The organism is Pseudomonas sp. B21-035, from assembly GCF_024748945.1.
Lineage (GTDB): Bacteria > Pseudomonadota > Gammaproteobacteria > Pseudomonadales > Pseudomonadaceae > Aquipseudomonas.
Genome location: NZ_CP087179.1, coordinates 3,410,889 through 3,427,752 on the forward strand (window position 1 = coordinate 3,410,889; position 16,864 = coordinate 3,427,752).

Annotated in this window: 17 protein-coding genes; 13 read left to right on the forward strand and 4 right to left on the reverse strand. The window is 64.4% G+C overall.

Annotated elements, in window-relative coordinates; all coding sequences use genetic code 11:
- Nucleotides 1–79: 79 nt before the first annotated feature.
- Nucleotides 80–1,153 (reverse strand): sigma-54-dependent Fis family transcriptional regulator, encoded by a 1,074-nt coding sequence (locus tag LOY22_RS15455; RefSeq protein ID WP_093381715.1) that lies wholly within the window; start codon nucleotides 1,151–1,153, stop codon nucleotides 80–82.
- A 274-nt stretch (nucleotides 1,154–1,427) separates the two neighbouring features.
- Here LOY22_RS15455 and LOY22_RS15460 point away from each other — a divergent pair, with 274 nt between their 5' ends.
- Genes LOY22_RS15460 through LOY22_RS15470 form a run of 3 tightly spaced genes read left to right on the forward strand, consistent with a single transcriptional unit; the run spans nucleotide 1,428 to nucleotide 5,423 of the window.
- On the forward strand, nucleotides 1,428–2,651 hold the full coding sequence (locus tag LOY22_RS15460; protein WP_093381712.1) for a lipase family protein: 1,224 nt from the start codon (nucleotides 1,428–1,430) through the stop codon (nucleotides 2,649–2,651).
- An 11-nt stretch (nucleotides 2,652–2,662) separates the two neighbouring features.
- Entirely contained in the window at nucleotides 2,663–3,859 is a 1,197-nt protein-coding gene (locus LOY22_RS15465; RefSeq protein ID WP_213604086.1) for an LLM class flavin-dependent oxidoreductase, read from the forward strand.
- Nucleotides 3,860–3,863: 4 nt separating this feature from the next.
- A complete protein-coding gene (locus LOY22_RS15470; protein ID WP_258593813.1) occupies nucleotides 3,864–5,423 on the forward strand; it encodes an ABC transporter substrate-binding protein in 1,560 nt (519 codons plus the stop codon).
- Here LOY22_RS15470 and hpaA read toward each other — a convergent pair.
- Nucleotides 5,420–6,322 (reverse strand): 4-hydroxyphenylacetate catabolism regulatory protein HpaA, encoded by a 903-nt coding sequence (gene hpaA, locus LOY22_RS15475; RefSeq protein ID WP_258593815.1) that lies wholly within the window; start codon nucleotides 6,320–6,322, stop codon nucleotides 5,420–5,422. The two genes, LOY22_RS15470 and hpaA, sit on opposite strands and share 4 nt — an antisense overlap.
- A 143-nt stretch (nucleotides 6,323–6,465) precedes the next feature.
- Between hpaA and LOY22_RS15480 the strand changes: the two genes are divergently transcribed.
- From LOY22_RS15480 to hpaI, 8 genes are all read left to right on the forward strand, one after another.
- The gene (locus LOY22_RS15480; RefSeq protein ID WP_045194038.1) at nucleotides 6,466–7,137 is read left to right on the forward strand and encodes a fumarylacetoacetate hydrolase family protein; all 672 of its coding nucleotides are present in this window, start codon (nucleotides 6,466–6,468) and stop codon (nucleotides 7,135–7,137) included.
- The gene (locus LOY22_RS15485) at nucleotides 7,137–7,910 is read left to right on the forward strand and encodes a fumarylacetoacetate hydrolase family protein (RefSeq protein ID WP_045194039.1); all 774 of its coding nucleotides are present in this window, start codon (nucleotides 7,137–7,139) and stop codon (nucleotides 7,908–7,910) included. The genes LOY22_RS15480 and LOY22_RS15485 overlap by 1 nt, the downstream gene beginning before the upstream one ends.
- Before the next feature lie 5 nt (nucleotides 7,911–7,915).
- On the forward strand, nucleotides 7,916–9,376 hold the full coding sequence (gene hpaE, locus LOY22_RS15490; protein ID WP_258593819.1) for a 5-carboxymethyl-2-hydroxymuconate semialdehyde dehydrogenase: 1,461 nt from the start codon (nucleotides 7,916–7,918) through the stop codon (nucleotides 9,374–9,376).
- 119 nt (nucleotides 9,377–9,495) lie between these two features.
- The gene (hpaD, locus tag LOY22_RS15495; RefSeq protein WP_258593821.1) at nucleotides 9,496–10,353 is read left to right on the forward strand and encodes a 3,4-dihydroxyphenylacetate 2,3-dioxygenase; all 858 of its coding nucleotides are present in this window, start codon (nucleotides 9,496–9,498) and stop codon (nucleotides 10,351–10,353) included.
- 105 nt (nucleotides 10,354–10,458) lie between these two features.
- Nucleotides 10,459–10,851: a 5-carboxymethyl-2-hydroxymuconate Delta-isomerase gene (locus LOY22_RS15500; protein ID WP_045194041.1), complete on the forward strand. Its 393-nt coding sequence runs from the start codon at nucleotides 10,459–10,461 to the stop codon at nucleotides 10,849–10,851.
- Between the two features lie 51 nt (nucleotides 10,852–10,902).
- Nucleotides 10,903–12,207, forward strand: a complete 1,305-nt coding sequence (locus tag LOY22_RS15505) for an MFS transporter (protein ID WP_258593823.1) — start codon at nucleotides 10,903–10,905, stop codon at nucleotides 12,205–12,207.
- 11 nt (nucleotides 12,208–12,218) lie between these two features.
- The gene (gene hpaH, locus LOY22_RS15510) at nucleotides 12,219–13,022 is read left to right on the forward strand and encodes a 2-oxo-hept-4-ene-1,7-dioate hydratase (RefSeq protein WP_093381696.1); all 804 of its coding nucleotides are present in this window, start codon (nucleotides 12,219–12,221) and stop codon (nucleotides 13,020–13,022) included.
- 10 nt (nucleotides 13,023–13,032) lie between these two features.
- Complete coding sequence (hpaI, locus tag LOY22_RS15515; RefSeq protein ID WP_258593826.1) at nucleotides 13,033–13,836, forward strand: 4-hydroxy-2-oxoheptanedioate aldolase; 804 nt, start codon at nucleotides 13,033–13,035, stop codon at nucleotides 13,834–13,836.
- A gap of 72 nt (nucleotides 13,837–13,908) precedes the next feature.
- On the opposite strand, the gene hpaR is transcribed toward hpaI, so the two are convergent.
- The gene (hpaR, locus tag LOY22_RS15520; RefSeq protein WP_093381688.1) at nucleotides 13,909–14,331 is read right to left on the reverse strand and encodes a homoprotocatechuate degradation operon regulator HpaR; all 423 of its coding nucleotides are present in this window, start codon (nucleotides 14,329–14,331) and stop codon (nucleotides 13,909–13,911) included.
- Nucleotides 14,332–14,495: 164 nt separating this feature from the next.
- On the opposite strand from hpaR, the gene LOY22_RS15525 reads away from it, so the two are divergent.
- Together LOY22_RS15525 and LOY22_RS15530 are read left to right on the forward strand one after the other, a co-directional pair.
- A complete protein-coding gene (locus LOY22_RS15525; RefSeq protein WP_093381685.1) occupies nucleotides 14,496–15,794 on the forward strand; it encodes an FAD-binding oxidoreductase in 1,299 nt (432 codons plus the stop codon).
- Between the two features lie 34 nt (nucleotides 15,795–15,828).
- Nucleotides 15,829–16,194 carry a cupin domain-containing protein gene (locus tag LOY22_RS15530; protein WP_045194047.1) on the forward strand — a complete coding sequence of 122 codons (366 nt, stop codon included), beginning with the start codon at nucleotides 15,829–15,831 and terminating at the stop codon, nucleotides 16,192–16,194.
- A 73-nt stretch (nucleotides 16,195–16,267) separates the two neighbouring features.
- Here LOY22_RS15530 and LOY22_RS15535 read toward each other — a convergent pair whose 3' ends face one another.
- On the reverse strand, nucleotides 16,268–16,852 hold the full coding sequence (locus LOY22_RS15535) for a TetR/AcrR family transcriptional regulator (protein WP_213604075.1): 585 nt from the start codon (nucleotides 16,850–16,852) through the stop codon (nucleotides 16,268–16,270).
- Nucleotides 16,853–16,864: the final 12 nt, after the last annotated feature.

The following is a 16,864-nucleotide window of genomic DNA, read 5'->3' on the forward strand; positions in this document are numbered from 1 at the left end:
AGATTCAGGTTGGCGGTAATTATACGGATCAGATGGACTTTAAGCATCGCGGCGACCCGACTTGCCCCGCGATGAGGCCCTAAAGGGCGACACCGTCCGTGCGCTTCAACTCACCAATTTTCTCCAGCCGCGCGCGCACGATGTTGCGGCTGATATTCAGCAAGCGCCCGGTCTGCAACTGGTTGCCATGGCAGAAGCGGTACGCGCTGCGAAACACCGTCTGCTCGATATGCTCGTACAAGTCCGGGATGTTCTGCTCGAACAGCGCCGTCAGCGCCGCTTCAAGGCTTGGCGGCTCGCTGGCAATGCGCAGCGGCTGGCTGTGTTCTTCCTGGCGGATGCCCACCGAGCGCATGTCCACCAGGTGCAGGTCGGCCGGCTGCACCACTTGTTGCCGGCACACCAGCAGCGCATGGTGAATGGCGTTTTCCAGCTCGCGGATGTTGCCCGGCCAGCTGTGCGAGAGCAGCTTGCGTTCGCTTTCCAGGCTCAGGCTGGCGCGGCTGTAACCCAGGCGCTGGCAGTGCTCTTCAAGGAAAAACTCAGCCAGCGGCAGGATATCCCCAGGCCGTTCGCGCAGCGGCGGCAGGCGGATGGTTGCCACGTGCAGGCGGTAGAACAGGTCTTCACGGAAATGCCCGGCCACCACCGCATCGGCGAGGTTGACGTTGGTCGCCGCCACCAGGCGCACGTTGATCGGGATCGGTGTGCGCGAACCGAGGCGCACCACTTCGCGCTCCTGCAGCACGCGCAGTAATTTCACCTGCATGTTCAACGGCAGGTCGCCGATTTCATCGAGGAACAGCGTGCCGCCATTGGCCGCTTCGAACCAACCGGCCTTGCTGTTGGTGGCACCGGTAAAGGCGCCCTTCTCGTGGCCGAACAGTTCGCTCTCGACCAGGGTTTCGGCGAAGGCGCCGCAGTTGACCGCCACGAACGGCTCGCGCCCGCGGCGGCTGAGTTGATGGATATGGCGGGCGACCAGCTCCTTGCCGGTGCCGGTCTCGCCGATGATCAGGGTGTTGGCTTCACTCGGCGCCAGGCGTTCGATGCGGCTGAGCAGTTCCTGGGATCGCGGGTCCTTGAACACCAGAACGGTGGCGCGTACGGATTTGGTCAGTTCCCGGGCATGGGGATGGGTTATCAGCGACATGGTGCATTCCTGGCAGTGAAAGCGCAGGGCCATAGTGCCCGAAACAAATTAGAACAAATAATTATTAATTAGTATTTATATATTCCAATTAGAGATATGCACTTGACGCTGCTGCCACAGCAGCAGTCGCCCAGCAACCCGTGGCTGCCAGCCAGCATCGACGCGCCGCCAGGATTGCCCTTGAAGGCATTTCGGCCCCGCAAAACCGGGCCCTGCAGCGCCCTGGCACGCATTTCGCTCAAGCCTGGCAAACGCACCGTGCAAGGACCTCTCGATGAAACTGGAAAAAACTTTCGCCTTTGGCCTGAGCCTTTTGGCCCTGTCGCTCAGCGCCGTGGCCGCAGAAACCTTCGCGCCAAAGCCCGACGCGCTGCAAGGCGATGGCCGGGTCTCGGCGTTCTACAGCTGGAGCCAGGCGATCCCTGGCAAACCGGGCAAACTGCTGCGCAGCGAACCGCTGGAAAAGACCCTGAGCCTGCCTGGCACCGCCTCGCAACTGCGCATTCTCTACAGCTCTACCGACGGCATCGACGGCAAGACCCCGGTGGCGGTCTCCGGCGCGCTGTTCATCCCCAAAGGCCAGGCGCCGGCAGGCGGCTGGCCAGTAGTGACCTGGGGCCATGGCACGGTAGGCGTGGCGGATGTCTGCGCGCCGTCCTGGGCCGGGCGCTCGTACCGCGACGTGCAGTACCTGACGCGCTGGCTCAACGAGGGCTACGCCATCGTCGCCACCGACTACCAGGGCCTGGGCGTGCCCGGCGGCCATCCGCTGCTGAACAACCGCATGGCCGCCTACGGCATCCTCGATGCCGCCCGCGCGGTGATCGCCGGGGTGCCGGGGCTGGCCAACAAGGTGCTGGTGGTCGGCCAGTCCCAGGGCGGCGCCGGTGCCTTCGCCTCGGCCGCCTATGCGCCCACCTATGCCCCGGACCTGGGCCTGAAGGGCAGCGTCGGCACCGGGGTGATCTACACCGTCGGCGCCAAGAACGTCGGCGAACAGGACCAGGACAAGGTCGACGCCTCGCTGGCCTACGGTTTCTACACCCTGCTGGCGGCGCAGCAGTACGACCCGAGCATCGACCCACGCGACTTCTACACCGACAAGGCCCTGCCGCTGTTCGAACAAGCGCGCAGCACTTGCCTGTCGTCGCTGGTGGCCGATGTGCTCGGCACCGGCCTGACCCCGGCCAACACCCGCAAGGCCAACAACGGCGAGCAGCTCAAGCCGTGGCTGGCGCAAGTCTCCTACCCGACCCTGAAACTCGCCCAGCCGATCTTCATCGGCACCGGCGCCGAAGACAAGACCCCGGCGGCTGCCACCCAGGTGGCGCTGATGCAGGACGCCTGCAAGACCGGCTCGATCGTCGAAGGCCACCTGTACAAGGGTCTGGGCCACAGCGAGACGGTCAACGCCTCGCTCAAGGACTCGCTGCCGTTTGCCCGCAAGGTGTTCAACGACCAGCCCATCGCCCCCCTCTGCAACCCCACCGTGCAATAAGGACGCTGACCGTGAGCATTGAATTCTTCACCCGCCTGCCCTTGCACGGCGAAACCCAGTTCCTCCCCGGCGACCCGCGCAACCGCGGCGACTGGCATGCCGGCGGCGACAGCACCGGCGCCGTGTCGAACTTTGCCGTAGGTGATCACTTCACCTACATCGACTACCTCGGGCAGATCGCCCGCGCCGCCGAAATCAACGGCTTCGGTGGCGCGCTGATGGTCAACGCGCCGTCCGGCGAAGAGCCCTGGACAGTGTGCTCGCTGCTGGCCCGCGAAACCCGCACGTTGAGCTACGTCACCGCCTTCCAGCCCTACCACTACACGCCCTGGATCGCGGTGCAGCAAGCGGCGACCTACCAGCGCGCCAGCGGCAACCGCCTGGTGTGGAACATCATCAATGGCGGCTCGGATAGCGTGCAGCGCCAGGTTGGCGACTTCAGCGACCACGATGAACGTTACGAGCGCGCCACCGAGTTCATGGACGTGGTCAAGGGTTACTGGCACTCGGAGAACTTCCACTACCAGGGGCGCTTCTACAAGGCCGAAGGTGGCGGCCTGCGCGGCCCGCAGAAAAAGGCCGAGTTGCCGCTGATCTGCACCGCCGGCTCGTCGATCGCCGCGCGGGAATTCGCCGCCCGCCACGCCGACTTCTACCTGATGCGCGCCGAGCACCCGGACGAGATCCGCACGCTGATAGCCGACATTCGCGAGCGCGCGCTCAAGCATGGCCGCAGCAATATCCGCTTCGGCCTGTCGATCGATGTGATTACCCGCGAGACCGAAGCCCAGGCATTGGCCGAGGCCAGGCGCTTCTTCGACGAAGGCGTGGCCAAAGGTGCGGTCAAGGCTGTGGCCGCCCATGCCGGGCTGCGCACCGCGCGCAAGCTCAGCTACGAAAACGAGTACGCGGCCAAGGACGAAACCCGGCCGTTCGACGACTTTTTCATCTACCCCAACGTCTGGGCCGGTTTTGGTTACATCGGCATTCCGCCGGGCCTGGCGCTGGTCGGCAGCTACGCCAACGTGGTGGCGCGGATTCGCGAGTACAACGCGCTGGGCATCGACCTGTTCTTCCTCGCCGGCTACCCGCACCTGGAAGAAGCCTACCGCCTGGGCGAGCACATCCTCCCGCACTTTCGCGGCGAACGGGCGCCGCTCAAGCGCATCGACACCCAGGCGCCAGCCCTGCGTGCAGCAGGAGCCTGAGGCCATGGACCTTTTCGATCAGCAGCGCCGACGCTTTCTCGGCTACAGCCTGGCGCTGGGCGGCGGCCTGCTACTCAGCGGCTGCGGCCCTGACGCACCGGCCGCCAGCAGCCCGGCCAGCGACCAGCCGCGCCACGGCGGGAGCCTGCGCCTGGGCGTGCTGGCCGGCGGTCAGGTCGGCAACCTCGATGCCCACAAACCGATCGGCAGCGGCATCGTCCGCGGCTTTGCCCTGTACAGCAAGCTGTGGGAATGGGACGAGCAGATGCAGCCGCGCCTGGCCCTGGCTGAAGAAGCCGAAGCCAGCGCCGACGCCAGCAGCTGGACCGTGCGCCTGCGTCAGGGCCTTGAGTTTCACAACGGCAAGAGCATCGATGCCGACGACCTGATCTTTTCCATTCGCCGCCTGACCGACCCGCAACTGGCGTCGCCTTACGCCGCGCTGCTGCACTGGGTCGATCGCGACAACCTGGAGAAACTCGACGCACGCACCGTGCGCATCCGCTTCAAGGACGGGCGCAGCTACCTGCCGCTGGCCGAAACCTGGGTCAACTTCGGCGGCATCGTCCCGGTCGATTACCACCCGGTGACCAACCCGGTGGGTGCCGGGCCGTACAAGCTGAAAAGCTTTAGCCCCGGCCAGCGCTCGGTGTTCAGCCGCTTCGAGAACTACTACAAGGACGGCAAACCCTACGCCGACGAACTGGAGATCATCGACTTCAAAGACCAGGTCTCGCGCCTGGCGGCCTTGCGCGCCGGGCAGATCGACATGGCCAACGGCCTGCCCAGCGAGCAGCTGCAGATCATCGAACGCGACCCGCGCCTGCAACTGGTGACTTCGGTCAGCGGCAACTGGCTTTCGTTCGAAATGAACACCAGCAAACCGCCGTTCGACAACCCCAAGGTGCGCGAAGCCTTTCGCCTCCTCGCCGACCGCCCGGAGCTGGTGCGCCGTGCCTTGAACGGCCAGGGCCGGGTGGCCAACGACCTGTACGCACCTGATGACCCGACCTTCAACCACAGCCTCGGCCCGCGCCCCCATGACCCGCAACGGGCGGCGCAATTGCTGCGCGAAGCCGGCTACGAGCAGTTGCAAGTCGAGCTGGTGACCACCAGCGGCCCGGCCCTGGCCTCGGCGCTGGTGTTCGCCGAACAGGCCAAGGCCATCGGTGTGAACCTCAAGGTGCGCCAGGTCGACCAGGCCACCTTCGACGGCCCGCAGCACGACCAGTGGCAACTGAGCACTGGCGGCACCATCGGCGCACCGTTTCTGGCCAGCGCCATGCACATCGACGCGCCCTTCGCCGTGGCCAACAAGACCCACTTCAACGACCCGCAGTTCAGCGAACTGTTCCTCCAGGCCATGGCCCAGCCGGACCTGGCCAAGCGCAGCGCGCTGGTGCACCAGGCCCAGCAGATTCAGTATGAGCGCGGCGGCTTGCTGATCTGGGGCTATGTGAATCTGCTCGATGCGTTTTCGCGCCAGGTCGGCGGCGCCGCAGCCGAGCAGACACTGTTCAGCACCTGGCGTTTCGACAACCTCTGGCTGCGCGGCCAGGCCTAGCGCAATCCAGCCTGACGCTGACGGTACTCCCCCGGCGTCAGCTGCGCATAGCGCAAAAAGAACCGGCTGAAGTACGCCGGGTCTTTGAAGCCCAGGCGGTAGCAAATCTCGTTGGCCGAGCTGCCGGTGTACAGCAGCAGGCGCCGTGCTTCCTGCATCAGGCGTTCGAGAATCAGGCGCTTGGACGGCAGGTCGGCGATGCGCCGGCACACTTCGTTGAGCCGCGCTTCGGTGACGCCGATGCCCTGGGCATAGCGCGCCAGCGGCCAGTGCTCAAGGTAGTGGGCCTCGATCAGTTCATTGAAACGATGAAACACCTGCAAGTCTTCATGACGGGTTTGCCGCGCCGGCAGCGAGCGCGCGCACAGGCGCAGCAGGCTGGTCATGATCAGCCGCGTCAGGCTTTCCAGCGCCGCCCCGCGCCCGGCGGCGCTGGCGTTGATTTCACTGTGCAGCTCATCGAACAGCAGCGCCAGGCGCCGCGCCTCGGCGGCGTAGCTTGGTTCCAGGCCGCTCAAGGCCACGCAGGCCGGCGCCACTTGCGGCCCCGGCGCCAACCCGGGATCGGCTTCAAGTAGCTGCCAGACCAGTTGCTGGCGCACGGTCAGCACATGGCCGTCGGCATCGGGTTCGGTTACGAAGGAATGCGGGATGGTCGGTGGCGTAAGGAAAAACATCGGCCCCGATTCGACGTACTGCTGGTCGTCCAGGTACACCCGCACCGTGCCGCTTTTGACGTAATGCATCTGGAAAAACCGGTCATGGCGGTGCACCGGCATATTGCGGCCGAAAAACCCGGCGAGGTTGCCGAGCTTGTCGTAGTGCACCTCGGCATCGCTGTAGCGCTGATCGTAGACCTGGCCGATGTTGATGTTGGGGATTGGTTGTTGCTCGCGCATGGCCCTGCTCACGCTTGTTGTTATGCGGCCAGCTTACTCCTGCTGCAAGCCGCTTGCATTTCGTTAACATCTTAATTATAACGTTAACACATTAACAATTATTCGAGCAGGGACCCTGCCCCTGCCCCAGCCAGGAGAACTCCATGAGCCGTGCCTTGCACGATGCTGCCAGCGGTACCTTGTTCGGCGTTGCGCTGAACTACCAGGGCCTGCTTGACCAGCGTCTCGCCGAATTCGAACAGCCGCCCTATCAAAAGCCACCGGTCAAGCCGGTGCTGTTCATCAAGACCCCCAACACCCGCAATGGCCATGGCCAGCCGGTGGTCTACCCGCAAGGCATCGAGCACCTGCAACCGGGCCCGGCCCTGGGTGTGGTGATCGGCAAGCGTGCCACCCGGGTCAGCGTCGACGAGGCCCTCAGCCATGTCGCCGGCTACACCATCGTCAACGAATTCAGCCTGCCCGAAGACAGCTACTACCGCCCGGCGGTCAAGGCCAAGTGCCGCGACGGTTTCTGCGCCCTGGGCCCTGAACTGGTGCCGGCCGCGCAGGTCGCCGACCCGCAGCAACTGAGCATCAAGCTGTTCGTCAACGGCGCCCTGCGCCAGCACAACAGCACCGCCAACATGGTTCGCAGCGTCGCCCAGCTGATCGCCGAGATCAGCGAATTCATGACCCTGCACGAAGGCGATGTGCTGATTACCGGCACTCCCGAAGGCCGCGTCGATGTATTGCCCGGGGACCAGGTTGAAGTCGAGATCAGCGGCCTCGGGCGCCTGACCAACAGCATCGTTGCCGCGCAGGAGAAGCGCTGATGAAACACGCACGTATCCGTTACCAGGGCGAAGTCCACGCCGTCACCGTCGAGGCCGACAACGCCGTGCGCCTGGCCGATGGCCGCTTGCTCGCCGAGCAGCAGGTCGAGTGGCTGCCACCGGCCACCGGCAATATGTTCGCCCTGGGCCTGAACTACGCCGACCACGCCGCCGAGCTTGCCTTCACACCGCCCACCGAACCGCTGGCGTTCGTCAAGTCGGTGGGTACCTACACCGGCCACAACCAGGTCAGCTGGCGCCCGGACAACGTCGCCTACATGCACTATGAGTGCGAGCTGGTGGCAGTGATCGGCAAGCCTGCGCGCAACGTCAAGCGCGAGGATGCGCTGGAGTACCTGGCCGGCTACACGGTGTGCAACGACTACGCGATTCGCGATTACCTGGAGAACTACTACCGGCCCAACCTGCGGGTGAAGAACCGCGACGCCACCACCCCGGTCGGGCCGTGGATCGTCGATGTCGCCGATGTGCCGGATGCTTCCAACCTGACCTTGCGCACCTGGATCAACGGTGAGCTCAAGCAGCAAGGCAGCACCAAGGACATGATTTTCGACATCCCCTACCTGATCGAATACCTGTCCAGCTTCATGACCCTGCAGCCGGGCGACATGATCGCCACCGGCACCCCCGAAGGCCTGGCCGACGTGGTGCCGGGCGATGAAGTGGTGGTCGAAGTCGAAGGCGTCGGGCGCCTGGTCAACCGTATTGTCAGCGAAGCCGAGTTCTTCGCCCTCAACCGCCAAGAGGCATGAGCAGCATGATCAAACACTGGATCAACGGCCGTGAGGTCGAAAGCAAAGACGTGTTCGTCAACTACAACCCGGCCACCGGCGAGGCCATTGGCGAAGTCGCCAGCGGCGGCGCCGAAGAAGTGGCCCAGGCGGTAGCGGCAGCGAAAGAGGCGTTCCCGAAATGGGCCAACACCCCGGCCAAGGAGCGCGCGCGGCTGATGCGCAAGCTCGGCGAGCTGATCGAGCAGAACGTGCCGCACCTGGCTGAGCTTGAAACCCTCGACACCGGTTTGCCGATCCACCAGACCAAGAACGTGCTGATCCCGCGGGCCTCGCATAACTTCGACTTTTTCGCCGAAGTCTGCACACGCATGGACGGCCATACCTACCCGGTCGACGACCAGATGCTCAACTACACCCTGTACCAGCCGGTGGGCGTGTGCGGGCTGGTGTCGCCGTGGAACGTGCCATTCATGACCGCCACCTGGAAGACCGCGCCGTGCCTGGCCCTGGGCAACACCGCAGTGCTGAAGATGAGCGAACTGTCGCCGCTGACCGCCAACGAACTGGGGCGCCTGGTGGTGGAAGCCGGCATCCCCAACGGTGTGCTCAACGTCATCCAGGGCTACGGCGCCACCGCTGGCGACGCCCTGGTGCGCCACCCGGACGTGCGTGCCATCTCCTTCACCGGCGGCACCGCCACCGGCAAGAAGATCATGCAGACCGCGGGCCTGAAAAAGTACTCCATGGAGCTGGGCGGCAAGTCGCCGGTGCTGATTTTTGAAGACGCCGACCTTGAGCGCGCCCTGGATGCGGCGCTGTTCACCATCTTCTCGCTCAATGGCGAGCGCTGCACCGCCGGCAGCCGTATCTTCATCCAGCAGAGCGTCTACCCGCAGTTCGTCGCCGAGTTTGCCGCGCGGGCCAAGCGCCTGATCGTCGGCGACCCGCAAGACCCGCAAACCCAGGTAGGCTCGATGATCACTCAGGCCCACTATGACAAGGTCACCGGTTACATCAAGATCGGCATCGAAGAAGGCGCGACCCTGCTCGCTGGCGGCCTTGAGCGCCCGGCCAACCTGCCGGCGCACCTGGCCCGCGGGCAGTTCATTCAGCCGACGGTGTTTGCCGACGTGAACAACAACATGCGCATCGCCCAGGAAGAAATCTTCGGCCCGGTGGTGTGTTTGATCCCCTTCAAGGACGAAGCCGAGGCGCTGCGACTGGCCAACGACACCGAGTATGGCCTGGCCTCGTACATCTGGACGCAGGACATCGGCAAGGCGCATCGTCTGGCCCGCGGCATCGAGGCCGGCATGGTGTTCATCAACAGCCAGAACGTGCGCGACCTGCGCCAGCCGTTCGGCGGGGTCAAGGGTTCAGGCACCGGCCGTGAGGGCGGGCAGTACAGCTTCGAGGTGTTTGCCGAGATCAAGAACGTGTGTATCTCGATGGGCAGTCACCATATTCCGCGCTGGGGCGTCTGACAGCATCGCGGGGCAAGCCCGCTCCCACAGGTTTTGAGGCTGCCTTGTGGGAGCGGGCTTGACCCGCGATGGGGCGCAACCGATCGCACACAAGAACAACAATTTCCAGGAGTTCCATCATGGGCGAAGTCGTCCTGGCAGCCAAAGTCTGCCACGTACCCTCGATGTACCTGTCCGAACTGCCCGGCAAGCATCATGGCTGCCGCGAGGCGGCGATTGCCGGGCACAAGGAAATCGGCCGCCGCGCCCGCGAACTGGGCGCCGACACCGCCGTGGTGTTCGACGTCCACTGGCTGGTCAACAGCGGCTACCACATCAACTGTGGCGAACACTTCAAGGGCACCTACACCAGCAACGAGCTGCCGCACTTCATCAAGAACATGGACTTCGAGTACCCCGGCTGCCCGCAACTGGGCGAGCTGATCGGCCTTGAAGCCAACGCCGCCGACGTGCGCACCCTGGCCCACAACATCCCAAGCCTTGAGCTTGAATACGGCACCCTGGTGCCGATGCGCTACATGCACATGGACGTGCCCGACGCGCACAAGTTCAAGGTCGTGTCGATTGCCGCCTGGTGCGCCTGGCACCGCCTGGAAGACAGCTTCGCCTTCGGCGCCGCGGTGCGCCGGGCCATCGAAAAGAGCGACCGCAAAGTGCTGGTGCTGGCCTCCGGTTCGCTGTCGCACCGTTTTTCCGATGACCGCAACGCCGAAGCCAACATCCACAACTGGACCCGCGAATTCGACAAGCAGATGGACCTGCGCGTGGTCGAGCTGTGGAAGCAGGGCCGCTTCAAGGAGTTCTGCGCGATGCTCCCGGACTACGCCAACCACTGCTACGGCGAAGGCGGCATGCACGACACGGCGATGCTCCTGGGCCTGCTTGGCGGTGCCGGCTACAACAAGCCGGTCGAGGTCCTGACCGAGCCGTTCGGCAGCTCCGGCACCGGGCAAATCAACGCCATCTTCCCGCTGTAGCGCGAAGGCAGCAGCCACAAGCTTCAAGCCACAAGCTGCAAGCGAAGAGCACGCGTTCTTGCCGCTTGTAGCTTGCCGCTTGCCGCCGTTCAAACGGAGATCTTCATGCCGCATTTCATCATTGAGTACACCGACAACATCGAGCAACAGGCCGACCTGCCCGGCCTGTTCGCCAAGGTCCACGCCAGCCTGGGCGCCAGCGGCGTGTTCCCCCTGGGCGGCATCCGCAGCCGTGGCGTGCGCCTGGACAGCTGGCGCATGGCCGATGGCAAGCACGACTACGCCTTCGTCCACATGACCCTCAAGGTCGGCCACGGCCGCGATCTGCAAACCCGCACCGAGGTCGCCGAGGCGCTGTTCGCGGTGATCACCGCGCACTTTGCCGAGCTGCAAAGCCAACGCCTGCTGGCGCTGTCGTTCGAGATGATCGAGCTGCACCCGCAGCTGAACTTCAAACAGAACAACGTTCACGCCTTTTTGCAAAACCAGGCGGGCTGAACCACAGCCACCCGCCCTCCCCAACGGCCCTCTGACAAAAAGTACAAGATCATGAGCACAGCCAATACTGCCCAACACGCTGCCCTTGCCCAACATGACTCGACCCACAGCAAGATCACCTGGCGGCTGATGCCGCTGCTGCTGATTTGCTACCTGTTCGCTCACCTGGACCGCATCAACATTGGTTTTGCCAAGATGCAGATGAGCAGCGACCTGCACTTCAGCGACACGGTCTACGGCTTTGGTGCCGGGCTGTTCTTCATTGCCTACGCGCTGTTCGGCGTACCCAGCAACATGGCCCTGGACCGCGTCGGCCCACGGCGCTGGATCGCCACCCTGATGGTGGTCTGGGGCACGCTGTCGACCAGCATGCTCTGGGTTGAATCGGCCTCGGGCTTCTATGTCCTGCGCTTTTTGCTCGGCGTCGCTGAAGCCGGCTTCTTCCCCGGCATCCTGGTTTACCTCAACCGCTGGTACCCGGCCCGCCGTCGTGGGCAGATCACCGCGCTGTTCGCCATCGCCGTGCCCATGGCCGGGGTGGTCGGCGGGCCGCTGTCGGGCGGCATCCTCGAGCTGTTCCACGACGCCGCCGGCCTGCGTGGCTGGCAGTGGATGTTCCTGATCGAAGGCGCGCCGGTGGTGTTGCTCGGCCTGGTGGTGCTCAAGTGCCTGCCCGACAGCTTCGAGAGTGTCAGCTGGCTGAACGGCACTGAAAAGCAGCAACTGCGCGAAAAACTGAACCAGGAAGAGCAGCGCAAATCCATCACCTCGTTTGCCGGCATCCTGCGTGACAGCCAGGTCTGGCTGCTGGTGGCGGTGTACTTTGCGGTGATGCTGGCGGTCAACACCCTGGCATTCTGGATGCCGACCCTGATCCACGGCGCCGGCATCGGCAGCGATGGCCGCGTCGGGCTGTTGAGCGCCGTGCCGTACCTGGCCGGGTGCTTCTTCATGATCGCCTGTGGCCGTTCCTCCGACCGTCAGCGTGAACGCCGCTGGCACCTGTGCGTGCCGCTGCTGATGTCGGCCACCGGCATCGCCGTGGCCGGCCTGGCACCCGGCAACCCGGTGATGGTGCTGGGCGGCCTGATCATCGCCGGCATGGGCGCCAGCGCTGCCTTGCCGATGTTCTGGCAACTGCCGCCGGCATTCCTGTCGAACACCACCCAGGCCGCCGGTATCGCCCTGATCAGCTCGTTCGGCAGCATCGCCTCGTTCCTCGCCCCGTACCTGATCGGCTGGATGCGCGACACCACCCAGAGCGCCAGCCTGGCCCTGTACGTACTGGCGCTGTTCATCACCCTCGGCGGCTTGCTGGTGCTGCGCACCAAGGCTGCCATCGTCAACCCTCAGTAAGAGATTTCGCCATGCTTGACCACAGCCAGATCCTGCACGCCGCCGCCCAGCTCGAGCGCGCCGAACGCAGCCGCGAACAGGTGCGGCAGTTCTCCCTGGAGCACCCGGGCATCAGCATCGAAGACGCCTACGCCATCCAGCGCGCCTGGGTCGCACAAAAAATCGAGGGCGGGCGCAAGCTGGTCGGCCACAAGATCGGCCTGACCTCACGGGCCATGCAGGTGTCGTCGAACATCACCGAACCGGACTACGGCGCGCTGCTCGATGACATGTTCTTCGACGAAGGCAGCGACATCCCCTTCGAGCGCTTTATCGTGCCGCGGGTCGAGGTGGAGCTGGCGTTCGTCCTCGGCAAGCCGCTCAAGGGCCCGAACGTGACCCTGTTCGACGTACTCGACGCCACTGAATGGGTAATCCCGGCGCTGGAGATCATCGATGCGCGCATCCAGCAGATCGACCCGCAGACCCAGGCCACCCGCAAGGTCTTCGACACCATCTCCGACAACGCCGCCAACGCCGGCGTGGTCATGGGCGGGCGCGCGGTGCGTCCGGGCGATATCGACCTGCGCAAGGTGCCGGCGGTGCTCTACCGCAACGGCGTGATCGAAGAGTCCGGGGTTTCGGCGGCGGTGCTCAACCACCCGGCCAAGGGCGTCGCCTGGCTGGCCAACAAGCTGGCGCCGTACGACGTCACCCTTGAAGCCGGGCAGATCATTCTCGGTGGCTCCTTCACCCGCCCGGTGGCGGCCAACCCCGGCGATACCTTCCATGTCGACTACGACATGCTCGGTTCGATTGCCTGCCGTTTCGTTTGAGGAATTGCCCATGGACATGCCCGTCAACCGCTTCAAACAACGCCTGCAACGCGGCGAGGCGCAAATCGGCCTGTGGCTTGGCCTGGCCGAGCCGTACTGTGCCGAGCTTGCCGCCAACGCCGGTTTCGACTGGCTGCTGATCGACGGCGAACACGCGCCCAACGACCTGCGCGGCATGCTCGGCCAGTTGCAGGCCATCGCCCCCTACCCGGCCCAGGCGATCATCCGCCCGGTGATCGGCGACACCGCGCTGATCAAGCAGGTGCTGGATATCGGCGCACAAACCCTGCTGGTGCCGATGGTCGAAAGCGCCGGGCAGGCCGGCGAACTGGTGCGCGCCATGCACTACCCGCCCAAGGGCATGCGCGGTGTCGGCAGCGCCCTGGCGCGGGCCTCGCGCTGGAACAGCATCCCCGGCTACCTCGACCAGGCCGATGAGCAGATGTGCCTGCTGGTGCAGATCGAAAGCCTTGAAGGGCTGCGCAACCTTGAGGCGATTGCAGCGGTCGAGGGCGTTGACGGGGTGTTCATCGGCCCGGCGGACTTGAGTGCCTCCATGGGCTATCGCGGCAACCCCGGGCACCCCGAGGTGCAGGCGGCGATTGAACAGGCGATCGTGCAGATTCAGAAGGCCGGCAAGGCGGCGGGGATTCTCAGTGCCGATGAAGCCTTGGCACGGCGCTACCTGGAGCTGGGCGCAGGCTTCGTCGCGGTGGGGGTCGATACCACGGTGTTGATGAAGGGCTTGCAGGGGTTGGCGGGTAAGTTCAAGGGGGATGTGGTAGTGGGCTCGTCTGGGCCTTCTGTGTATTGACTGTACTGGCCTCATCGCGGGTCAAGCCCGCTCCTGCACATCCCGTAGGAGCGGGCTTGCCCCGCGATGCGGTCACCGCCCCACCTGCTTCAACTCCTCCAGCAAGCCCAGCAACGCCTGCAGCTTCTGCTCGCCGAACTGCTCCTGAATGCGCCGGTAATTGCTCTCCATGCATTGGCTCATCGAGGCAAAAATCTCCTCGCCCTTTTGCGCCAGGTTGACCAGCACCCGGCGCTGGTCCTGTTCGGCCTTGCGCCGGCTGACCAGGCCGGCCGCCTCCATGCGTACCAGCACCCCGGTCATGCTCGGCTTGAGGATGCAGGCCAGTTCCGCCAGGCGGTAGATCTCCATTTCGCCCTGTTGGCGCAGGATACGGATCACCCGCCACTGCTGCTCGGTGAGCCCGTGCTGGTTGAGCGAGGGGCGAAAAAAACGCATGGCCGCTTCGCGGGCTTGCAACAAGGTCAGGGTCAACGACGGGCGCGGCTGGGGCATGGGATGGCTAATCATCAGGCTATTTTGTTAACACTTTAACAAAATCAACGCCTTGCCACAGCCCTGGCACCGGCAGTCAAGCTCGGCGGCACGCAGGGTCAAGACGCAGGCGCCGGGCAAGGCCTTAATAGAGCCCATCAGTACTTCACTTTTCAGGCTGCGCCATGATCAACATCGAAACGCCGACCTACTACACCGCCACCAAAAAATACAACCTGAGCTTCCCGACCCTGGAACAGGACGTGGACGCCGACGTGGTCATCATCGGCGGCGGCTTTTCCGGGATCAACACGGCCCTGGAGCTGGCGGAAAAAGGCATCACCAACATCGTCGTGCTCGAAGCCCGCTACCTGGGCTTTGGTGGCACCGGGCGCAATGGCGGGCAGATCATGGCCGGCATCGGCCATGACCTGGAGAAGATCAAGCAGCACGTCGGCGACGATGGCCTGCGGCAGATCTTCGAGATCAGCGACTTGGGCGCCGACATCATCAAGAACCGCATCGCCAAGTACGCCATCGACGCCGACTTCTGTCACGGCTATGGCTACATGGGCTTCAACGCCCGCCAGGAAAAAACCCTGCGCGCCTGGGAAAAGGACTTCAAGTCGGTCAACTCCCAGCATGAGATCCGATTTCTCGGTGGCAGCGAGGTCAAGCAGATCATCGGCTCCGACGCCTACAGCAGCGCCTTGCTGCACATGGGCGGTGGCCATGTGCACTCGCTGAACCTGTTGCTCGGTGAAGCCAAGGCGCTCAGCGAACACGGCGTGCGCATCTTCGAGAACAGCCCGGCGCTGCAGGTGCAGTACGGCGAGCGCATCCGCGTGCGCACCGGGCGCGGTTCGGTGACCGCCAGCAAGCTGCTGTGGGCTTGCGACAGTTTCCTCAACAAGCTGGAGCCGGAGCTGCACCGCTCGACCATCAACACCTACGCCTTCCAGATGATGACCGAGCCATTGCCGGACGAGCTGATCCAGCGCATCAGCCCGATTCGCGGGGCCTACAGCGACATCCGCCCGGTGATCGATTACTACCGGGTGACCAACGAGAACCGCCTGCTGTTTGGTGCCGCCACGCCGCTGGTCGAACACATCCCGGGCGATCTCAAGGCCTGGAACCGCAACCTGATGCTGAAGATTTTCCCCTACCTCAAGGACGTGAAAATCGACCTGGCCTGGGGCGGGCCGATGGCCTGCAGCCCCAACCTGTTCCCGCAGATCGGCACCCTGCCCGGTCGGCGCAACGCTTTCTACGTGCAAGGTTATTCCGGTTTTGGCGTCACCCCCAGCCACATCATCTGCAAGGTCCTGGCCGAAGGCATGAGCGAAGGCTCGGCGCGCTATGACCTGATCAGCTCGGTGCCACGCCCGACCATTCCGGCCAAGGATCAACTGCGCTCGGTGCTGCTGACCGCCGGCAAATCCTGGCACCAGCTGTCCGGCTACTGGAATGGCCGGCGCTAAGCCCCAACTCTTTCAACCCTCAAGGAACACTGCCATGACCCTGACTGCCGTCACCCCGAACCTCCAGCTCAGCCAACTCGACGCCTGGGGCACCGTTGCCGACCTGGGCTCGGAGATACTCGAAGGCGAAGTACGCGCCTTCGGCAAAATGACCTTCGGTGCACCGACCGACCCGGTCAGCAGCGCCTACTTTGGCACCACCACCGGCAAGTTCCGCATGGTCTACCCGTTCAACGAACAAGCCGTGGTAGTCACCGGCCAGGTGCGCTTGACCGACGAAGCCACGGGTGTGAGCCGCACCTACAACGTGGGTGACAGCTGGTTCGTGACCAAGGGCACGCCGGTGCTCTGGGAGATTCTCAGCGAGAGCTTTGTGAAGCATTACTTTGCGGTGGTCTGACTAGACGCATCGCGGGTCAAGCCCGCTCCCACAGAGCCACTCTGTAGGAGCGGGCTTGACCCGCGATGAGGCCCTAGAGCCTGGCCAACGACATCCCGAACATCCACCAAAGCGCCGCCAACCGCCGCTCGAACGCCTCCGCCCCCGCATAGATCAACTCGACATTCAAACTGTCGACGATCCCCAGGTAGGCATCGCCATACAAGCGCTGCTGCCCCTCCTCCAGCCCCGGCGCGAACGTGCGCAACGCCTGGGCAAACAACTCGCCCAACCTCGCCAGGTAGGCCTCGAAGCCGGCACAGATCACCGGCCGCAGTTCACTGGGCGGGAAGAACGCCGTGCGCAGCATGAAGCGCAAATGCGCCGAGGCCTGGTAGCGCGCGTTCAAGCGCTCGGCAAAACGTTGCCCCGGCAGCTCGCCGGTCGGCACCTGCTCGGCAAAGCACGCCTCCAGGTACTCGTGCTCGGCGTGCAGGGCCCGGGCATAGACCACCTGGAACAGGTCGTCCTTGCCGGCAAAATGCGCATACAACGACGGCTTGCGCATGCCCGCCGCCGCGGCGATATCGTTGAGCGACGAGGCGTCATAACCCAGCTCGGCAAACTGCTCGACGGCAATCGCGCAGATCTTTTCCGCCGACGGCGTCAGGCTTCTCATAGCGGTGTCTCC

Excerpts from the sequence above, each read along its gene's own strand:
- LOY22_RS15455 (WP_093381715.1), bottom strand. The coding sequence starts at position 1,153 with ATGTCGCTGATAACCCATCCCCATGCCCGGGAACTGACCAAATCCGTA.
- LOY22_RS15460 (WP_093381712.1), top strand. The coding sequence starts at position 1,428 with ATGAAACTGGAAAAAACTTTCGCCTTTGGCCTGAGCCTTTTGGCCCTG.
- LOY22_RS15470 (WP_258593813.1), top strand. The coding sequence starts at position 3,864 with ATGGACCTTTTCGATCAGCAGCGCCGACGCTTTCTCGGCTACAGCCTG.
- hpaA (WP_258593815.1), bottom strand. The coding sequence starts at position 6,322 with ATGCGCGAGCAACAACCAATCCCCAACATCAACATCGGCCAGGTCTAC.
- LOY22_RS15480 (WP_045194038.1), top strand. The coding sequence starts at position 6,466 with ATGAGCCGTGCCTTGCACGATGCTGCCAGCGGTACCTTGTTCGGCGTT.
- LOY22_RS15485 (WP_045194039.1), top strand. The coding sequence starts at position 7,137 with ATGAAACACGCACGTATCCGTTACCAGGGCGAAGTCCACGCCGTCACC.
- hpaE (WP_258593819.1), top strand. The coding sequence starts at position 7,916 with ATGATCAAACACTGGATCAACGGCCGTGAGGTCGAAAGCAAAGACGTG.
- hpaD (WP_258593821.1), top strand. The coding sequence starts at position 9,496 with ATGGGCGAAGTCGTCCTGGCAGCCAAAGTCTGCCACGTACCCTCGATG.
- LOY22_RS15500 (WP_045194041.1), top strand. The coding sequence starts at position 10,459 with ATGCCGCATTTCATCATTGAGTACACCGACAACATCGAGCAACAGGCC.
- LOY22_RS15505 (WP_258593823.1), top strand. The coding sequence starts at position 10,903 with ATGAGCACAGCCAATACTGCCCAACACGCTGCCCTTGCCCAACATGAC.
- hpaH (WP_093381696.1), top strand. The coding sequence starts at position 12,219 with ATGCTTGACCACAGCCAGATCCTGCACGCCGCCGCCCAGCTCGAGCGC.
- hpaI (WP_258593826.1), top strand. The coding sequence starts at position 13,033 with ATGGACATGCCCGTCAACCGCTTCAAACAACGCCTGCAACGCGGCGAG.
- hpaR (WP_093381688.1), bottom strand. The coding sequence starts at position 14,331 with ATGCCCCAGCCGCGCCCGTCGTTGACCCTGACCTTGTTGCAAGCCCGC.
- LOY22_RS15525 (WP_093381685.1), top strand. The coding sequence starts at position 14,496 with ATGATCAACATCGAAACGCCGACCTACTACACCGCCACCAAAAAATAC.
- LOY22_RS15530 (WP_045194047.1), top strand. The coding sequence starts at position 15,829 with ATGACCCTGACTGCCGTCACCCCGAACCTCCAGCTCAGCCAACTCGAC.
- LOY22_RS15535 (WP_213604075.1), bottom strand. The coding sequence starts at position 16,852 with ATGAGAAGCCTGACGCCGTCGGCGGAAAAGATCTGCGCGATTGCCGTC.